At 65.1% G+C, this 232-nt stretch carries 1 pseudogene; it reads left to right on the top strand.

The window, feature by feature from the left end:
- Positions 1-232: pseudogene (locus tag JT719_RS25125) on the top strand (MFS transporter); the annotation flags it as partial.

Genomic DNA, 232 nt, shown 5'->3' with positions numbered 1-232 from the left:
CCCTGGCTATGTGGGCCATGATCGGCATCGGGCTGTTCAACTCGGTGATGTTCCCCACCATCTTCGATTTGGCCATCAAGGGGCTGGGCTCCGACACCAGCCAGGGCTCCTCGCTGCTGGTGATGGCCATCGTGGGCGGGGCTATCGTGCCGCCGCTGCAGGGCCTCTTGGCCGACGCGACGGGCAACGTGCAGCTCTCCTTCACCGTGCCCCTGCTCTGCTACGCCTACAT

The sequence above is a fragment of the Sabulibacter ruber genome (assembly GCF_017355955.1).
In the GTDB taxonomy this organism is placed as follows: Bacteria; Bacteroidota; Bacteroidia; order Cytophagales; family Hymenobacteraceae; genus Nibribacter; species Nibribacter ruber_A.
This window is presented reverse-complemented; position numbering and strand designations above follow the sequence as displayed.